Origin of the sequence: Rhizobium subbaraonis, from assembly GCF_900220975.1 — a bacterium.
Taxonomy (GTDB): domain Bacteria; phylum Pseudomonadota; class Alphaproteobacteria; order Rhizobiales; family Rhizobiaceae; genus Mycoplana; species Mycoplana subbaraonis.
The window spans coordinates 1-6,489 of the sequence record NZ_OBQD01000059.1; the positions used below are offsets into that span (position 1 = coordinate 1).

Consider the following 6,489-nt stretch of genomic DNA (forward strand, 5'->3'; position numbering starts at 1 on the left):
GTCGATGATCCCCGAATATTGGACGGCCGGGATTATGGTGATGAGGGCCGTGCCGAAGATGGCGGCGACCTGGCTGCTGATGAAGCTCGAAATCAGAAGTCCGATTCCGGTCGCGATGATGACGTAGAGGAAGGCCGCCAGGGCGAGCGTGAGAAAGCTCCCGGTCAGCGGCACCCCGAACACGAACACCGCAAACGCCGTCAGCATGGCGAAGTTCAGCATGGCGAGCGCGATGTAGGGCAGTTGCTTGCCGATGATGAACTCGAAGCGCGTCACCGGCGTCACGTAGAAATTGACGATTGAGCCGAGCTCCTTTTCGCGGACGACGCTCAGGACCGCGAGCATGGACGGGATCAGCATCAGGAGCAGTGGAATGACAGCCGGCACCATGGCGATCAGACTGTCGACGCCCGGATTGTAGCGATATCTGAGCGCGATCTGGAATTGGCCGATCGTCGCCGCGTCGCCGTAGAGTTCGCGCGCCTTCTGGGTCAGCCAGGTCTGATGCATGCCCTGCACGTAGCCCTGGACGGTCTCGGCGCGCGATGGCGAAGCCCCATCGATCCAGGCGCCGATCTCGACTTTTGTGCCACGCGAGACATCGCGTCCGAACCCAGGCGGAATCTCCAGCGCCAGGCTGAGCTCGCCATTGCTCATGCGCCGGTCTAGGTCGTTGTAGTCGGTGATCGGCGCCTTTTCGGTGAAGTAGCGGGAACCGGCGATCTGGAGCGTGTAGTCGCGACTGACTGTGGTATCGTCGCGATCGAGCACGGCAAAGGACAGGTTCTCGACATCCAAGTTGATGCCGTAGCCGATGACGAACATGAGGATGACGCTGCCGAGAACGGCAAGCATTGCGCGGATCGGATCGCGGCGCAACTCGAGCGCCTCGCGCTGCGTATAGGCCAGCATGCGGCGCAGATTGAAGGCAGAGTGGGCAGATGGGGCTCGGGGCGGCGCCGCCCCATCCGCCTCCTCCTCCTCACGCTGCGCCTGGGGTGCTCGCGCAGGTGAAGCCTGTTCGCCAATTGCTTCTTCAAGATAAGAAATAAAGGCTTCTTCAAGCGTCGCCGCGCCCCGCTTTTCCACTATGGCACGAGGCTCGTCGCTGACGAGAACCTTGCCGGCATGCATCAGCGAGATGCGGTCGCACAGCTCTGCTTCGTTCATGAAGTGCGTCGAAACGAAGATCGTCACCCCGTCATTGCGCGACAGGTCGGACAGAATCTGCCAGAAGCCGTCGCGCGCGACTGGATCAACACCGGAAGTCGGCTCGTCGAGGATCAGGATGTCCGGGGCGTGGATCATTGCCACGGCGAGCGACAATCTTTGCCGGATGCCGAGCGGCAGCGCGTCGGGCAACGCATCCATGATCTCGGTGAGGTCGAAGCGTGCGGCCATGTCGGCGATGCGCGCCGGGATCTTTTCGAGCGGCAGATTGAAGAGACGCGCGTGGAGATCGAGGTTCTGACGAACCGTCAGCTCGGTGTAGAGCGAGAAGGCCTGGCTCATGTAGCCAACCTTTCGCCGGACCTCGATATCGTTCGGATCGACCTCATGTCCGAACAGTTTCGCGGTTCCCTCACTTGCCGGCAGGAGACCGGTCAGCATCTTCATCGTGGTTGTCTTGCCGCAGCCGTTCGAGCCGAGGAAGCCGAAAATCTCGCCGCGCGGGATCTGGAAGCTGACATCGTCGACCGCCGTGAAATCGCCGAAGCGCATCGTCAGGTGCTCGGCTTCGATCGCGAACTCCGCCTCCCCTCTATCGGGTCGGGGCGGTATGACGACCTCGTGATGGCCCTGCCGCTTTTCTTCCGGAAGGAGGGCGACGAAGGCGGCGTCGAGATTGGCGGCCCCGGTGCGGGACAGCAATTCGGCAGGCGTTCCGGTTGCAAGCACGCGGCCGGCGTCCATAGCGACGAGCCAGTCGAAGCGCGCGGCTTCTTCCATATAGGCAGTCGCGACGATCACGCTCATTCCCGGACGCTCGCGCCGGATGTCGTCGATCAGTTCCCAGAATTGCCGACGCGACAGCGGATCGACACCGGTGGTCGGTTCGTCGAGAATGAGGAGATCCGGATCGTGGATCAGCGCGCAGCAGAGGCCGACCTTCTGTTTCATGCCGCCGGAAAGTTTTCCGGCCGGGCGGTCCGGGAAAGGAGCAAGTCCCGTTCGCTCCAGCAGGTCGGTGATACGACGCTGCCTTTCTTCCCGGTCCTGGCCGAACAGGCGCCCGAAGAAATCGATGTTTTCGAATACCGAAAGCGTGGGGTAAAGGTTCTTGCCAAGGCCCTGCGGCATGTAGGCGATCCGCGGGCAGGTGCGGTTGCGGTGCCTCGCGTCGGCAATGTCGCCGCCAAGCACTTCGATCCGGCCGCCCTGAACCGTACGGGCGCCGGCGACGAGGCTAAGCAGGCTCGACTTGCCGACACCGTCCGGGCCGACGAGGCCAACCATGATGCCCGACGGGATATCAAGGCTCACGTTGTCGAGCGCCCTGATTTTACCATAGGACAGGCCGACTTTCGCCAGCTTCGCGACCGGCGCAGTCTGCGTCTTGTCCTCCGTCTTTCGCGGCGTTTCCTCGGTCATTGCACGAGCGCTTTCGTGAGTTGCTCAGGCCACTTCGCTTTGGGGTCGATCCGGACATAGGCCATACCTGGAAGCCCGGTCTTGACCTGCTGGATATGCTCGCGAAGCAACTCCGGCCTGATCTTCGCCTTGATCCGGAACATCAGCTTCTGCCGTTCTTCCTCTGTCTCCACCGTCTTCGGTGTGAACTGGGCGACATCGGCCACAAAGCTCACGCTGGCCGGGATCACGAATTGCGGCGCGGCATCGAGGACAAGACGAACCTCCGAACCGATCGGAATCCGGCCGGCTTCGGCGGTCGGCAGAAAGAACGTCATGTAGACGTCGCTAAGATCGACGAGATTGAGAACACGCCCGCCGGAGGACAGAACCTCTCCGGGCTGCGCGACGCGATACTGCACACGCCCATCGCGTGGCGATCTGAGCGTGCTGTCGTCGATATCGGCCACGATACTTTCAATCGCCGCATCTGCAGCGATGACGGCAGCCTCGGCATCGACAATCTGGGCCTTCGCAGCACCAATCGCCGCATCGGAGGCGGACAGTGAAGCCTGGGCTGCAGCAGTGGCCGCGCGCGTCCTCTGTGCCGCCGCGCGGTCGTCGTCGAGCGTTTGCTGGGAGGTCACGTTCGTCTTGATCAGTTGCTCGGTCCGGGCAAGTTTTCGTTCCGCGGCATCCTGTTCAGCCTCGCGTTGAGCGATCACCGCAGCTGCGGATTCCTTTTCCGCCTCCCTTTGGGCGAGCAGGCTCCTCGCCGTTTCCACACTGATCACGGCGCGTTGACGAGCGGCTTCAGCCTGCTTCCGCTGAGCCTCCAGTTGCTGGGTGTCCATGCGCGCCAACACCTGTCCGGCAGCGACGAGACTTCCTTCATCAACGAGGATTTCCTTGATCCGCCCGGCCGTCTTGGCGGAGACGTCGATTTCGGTTGCCTCGATACGACCGTTGCCGCCGACAATCCCGGCCGGGAGGCCTGTACCGTCATACATCCGCCAGCCATAGTAACCGCCAGCGAGAACCACGACGCCGAGAACGGCCAAAATCCAATTTTTAGCGGCCTTCACGACTGCATCCACCCAGTTTTTTTGTCACTGAGGGAAAGCCCTTGAGATTTTTTGGTTGTCGCGTTCGAATGTCGGGATTGAGTATTCGCCATAAAACCTACCATATGTTGATTGACATGTGCCGCGGCCGATCCATGTTCACGACCGGTCCCAGCCTTGTGCTTGGTGTGTAACGTGTCCCTACCGAAGGCTGTGCACACAGGGCACCGCGCACCGATCGATCGCTACGTGCTTGGGGTCATGCGACGGGCGAGAGATTGGCCATGCCCTGTTCGGACATGTGCCTTCCCTCGTCCATCCAACCCGTCATAAACTCGCGGATGTTGCTGCCGCGAGCAGCAAGCATCTCGGCAGGCTGATCGATCGTCGACAGTTTGCGAAGGCAGGTCGCTTGCTCTGGGACGAGGCGCAATGTCGCCTTAAGGCTTCCTCTATATCTTCCAGAATAAAAGCCGACCAAAGACGATGAGAATGGTTTCATCAAATAGAATGAAGTCATTCTGACGTTGCGTGTCGACCTATTCCGTAACCTTCTGGCCTTGCTGGTTTTCATTGCCCCTCACTTCATTGTTGGTTACATAAAATCTACCAACAAGCATGCGTATCGAAACGGACACGTTGAATTGTATTATATCATCACCTGTTGACTGCATTGTCAACAGGTGATGATGCCCTTGCCATCGTTTGATGATACTCTGTCTGGTGAAGGCAACCCTTTCGCCCTGAGTGCTCGCGGTTCGCTACGGCAGACGGTCTCGGCGTGATCGGACATTTCACCCCGTCGAACCAACCGATGACAATTCGCGCGCGTGATCAGCCGACGAAAGCCGAGATGACGAGTGCGTTCACGATGTCGATGAAAAAGCCGCAGACAAGCGGGACAATGATGAATGCCCGGTGCGCGGCTCCATGTTGCTGTGTGACCGCCGTCAGGTTGGCGATCGCTGTCGCCGTCGACCCCAGTGTGATGCCGCCAAATCCGGCACATATGACGACCGCCTCATAGTCGCGCCCCATGAGCCGAAAGACGATCGTCACGATGTAGACCACCGTCAGAACGACCTGAAGCGCCAGGGCGCAGGCAATGAAGACAAAGACACCGTCGAGCTGCCAAAGTTGCAGCCCCATCAGAGCCATCGTCAGGAAGAGGCCAAGCGCGAGATCGGAGACAAGCGCCAGTCCATCCTCGACTCCGGGCCAGAGTCGCCGCACCGTTGAGCCCACAGCCATCGGCATAAGGTTTCGGATCAGGATGCCAGCGGCCAGACAACTGACGAAGGTCGGCACAGTCAGTCCGGTCAGCGCGATCAGCTTATCGATGCCGAAACCGAGCATCAGCGAGATGTTCAGCGCCAGAATGGCCCAAAGGACAGAGAAATAGTCCAGTTTGGTCTGTGGCCGATCGAACGGCGCGCCGACGTCGAGTTCGACGTTATTGGTACCCGCGATGCGATGGCGCCTCATCAGGAACGCCGCGATCGGACCGCCGACGACGCAGGCGGAGATGAGTCCCACGGTGTTGGCTGCCACGCCGAGTTCCAGCGCGTTAGCGATCCCTAGCCTGTCGGTGAAGATGGGAGCCCAGGCGAGCGTAGTCCCGACACCCCCCGTTAGCGAGATCGACCCGACCATGAGACCGGCTTTCGGCTCAAGTCCGAATAGAGACGCAAGCGAGAGACCTGCGAAATTCTGGATCAGCATGAAAACGATGGCAAGCGCGAGAAGGATCGCCAGCGATCGGCCTCCAGCTAAAAGGCTGCGGACATCGGCTTTGAGGCCGATGCCGGCAAAGAAGAGCAGCAGAAGAAAATCCCGCATGCCGAGCTCGAAGACAATCTTGTCGCCCGTGAGGGCAAAAACGAGCGCGACGACCGCCGCACACAGCAGCCCGCCGACAACCGGCTCGGGGATCGAATAGCGGCGCAGGATACCGGCGTTCATGGTGGCGATCTTGCCAGAGAGAAGAAGGATCACTGCGATCGTGAAGGAAAGGAAGGCATCGACTTGCATTATTCACCGAACTTCCCGCCTGCTCCGCTACCTCCCCCGAATTCAAGGACAGCGTCGCCAGACGGCTTGGCGCGATTGGCGATCTACTGAGGAACTCTTGCCGCGCGTGGCCGCCCGCCGGAGTTAATCGCTTTATATACTATGATAAATCTTAGTCATCATTCGTTGACGGTCGCCCTTTATGGCGTTAAACTTGACAGCAGGTCAATAGGCATTGAGGAGAAAGTATGCCCAATCGAGTCATCCGTCCGGACGCCAACGATACGACCCGCGACCGCATTCTGAAGGCTGCCATTCTGCGCTTTTCGACCCACTCCTATGACCATACGGGCCTCCGCGATATTGCAGCCGACGTCGGGGTGGATATGGCCTATGTTCACCGTTCCTTCGGCTCCAAGGAAAAGCTCTTCTACGAAGCGGTCAAGGCGAGTGGCAAACCCGACCTGCTTTTCACTGAGGAAGGAGAAAGTCTGTCCTCCGTTCTAGCCAAGCACGTCCTGTCGCGAAAAGGCGTCAACGAGATCGGAGCACTGGATATCGTTGTGCAGTCTTTCGGTAGTCCGGCAGCCTCCCGCGTGCTCAACGAATTCCTTGAAGAAGATTTCATCGCTCCGCTCGTCAGCAAGCTGACGATGGTGCCAAAGAGGCGCGCTGCACTGGTCGCCGCGTTTCTGGCGGGGGTCGGTATTCTCAAGGACGTGATCAAGGCCGAAACCCTGTTGAAAGATTGACCTTGCCCCCAAGTTTTATCCAGTTTTAAGTTCGCTCCAGCGGTTTTTGGTTGCTGTATTTGCGGCGGTAGCGGCGGGTTGCGGTGCGGAGC

At 59.8% G+C, this 6,489-nt stretch carries 5 protein-coding genes; 1 reads left to right on the forward strand and 4 read right to left on the reverse strand.

All coding sequences use genetic code 11. The annotated features are described in order from the left end of the window. The 4 genes from rbbA to gltS form a co-directional block, all read right to left on the reverse strand. On the reverse strand, window positions 1-2,592 hold a 2,592-nt coding region (gene rbbA / locus CRO48_RS31165; protein ID WP_097143509.1), incomplete at its 3' end, for a ribosome-associated ATPase/putative transporter RbbA. Next, entirely contained in the window at window positions 2,589-3,656 is a 1,068-nt protein-coding gene (locus CRO48_RS31170) for an HlyD family secretion protein (RefSeq protein ID WP_097143512.1), read from the reverse strand. The genes CRO48_RS31170 and rbbA, both read right to left, overlap by 4 nt. 238 nt (window positions 3,657-3,894) lie before the next feature. Further along, on the reverse strand, window positions 3,895-4,155 hold the full coding sequence (locus CRO48_RS31980; protein ID WP_141402165.1) for a hypothetical protein: 261 nt from the start codon (window positions 4,153-4,155) through the stop codon (window positions 3,895-3,897). Window positions 4,156-4,469: 314 nt separating this feature from the next. Beyond that, complete coding sequence (gene gltS / locus CRO48_RS31175) at window positions 4,470-5,666, reverse strand: sodium/glutamate symporter (RefSeq protein ID WP_097143510.1); 1,197 nt, start codon at window positions 5,664-5,666, stop codon at window positions 4,470-4,472. 227 nt (window positions 5,667-5,893) lie between these two features. Between gltS and CRO48_RS31180 the strand changes: the two genes are divergently transcribed. Beyond that, the gene (locus CRO48_RS31180; RefSeq protein WP_097143511.1) at window positions 5,894-6,397 is read left to right on the forward strand and encodes a TetR/AcrR family transcriptional regulator; all 504 of its coding nucleotides are present in this window, start codon (window positions 5,894-5,896) and stop codon (window positions 6,395-6,397) included. Window positions 6,398-6,489: the final 92 nt, after the last annotated feature.

Bases quoted from the DNA above. Each gene is read 5' to 3' on its own strand.
- CRO48_RS31180 (WP_097143511.1), top strand. From the start codon at position 5,894: ATGCCCAATCGAGTCATCCGTCCGGACGCCAACGATACGACCCGCGAC.
- gltS (WP_097143510.1), bottom strand. From the start codon at position 5,666: ATGCAAGTCGATGCCTTCCTTTCCTTCACGATCGCAGTGATCCTTCTT.
- CRO48_RS31980 (WP_141402165.1), bottom strand. From the start codon at position 4,155: ATGACTTCATTCTATTTGATGAAACCATTCTCATCGTCTTTGGTCGGC.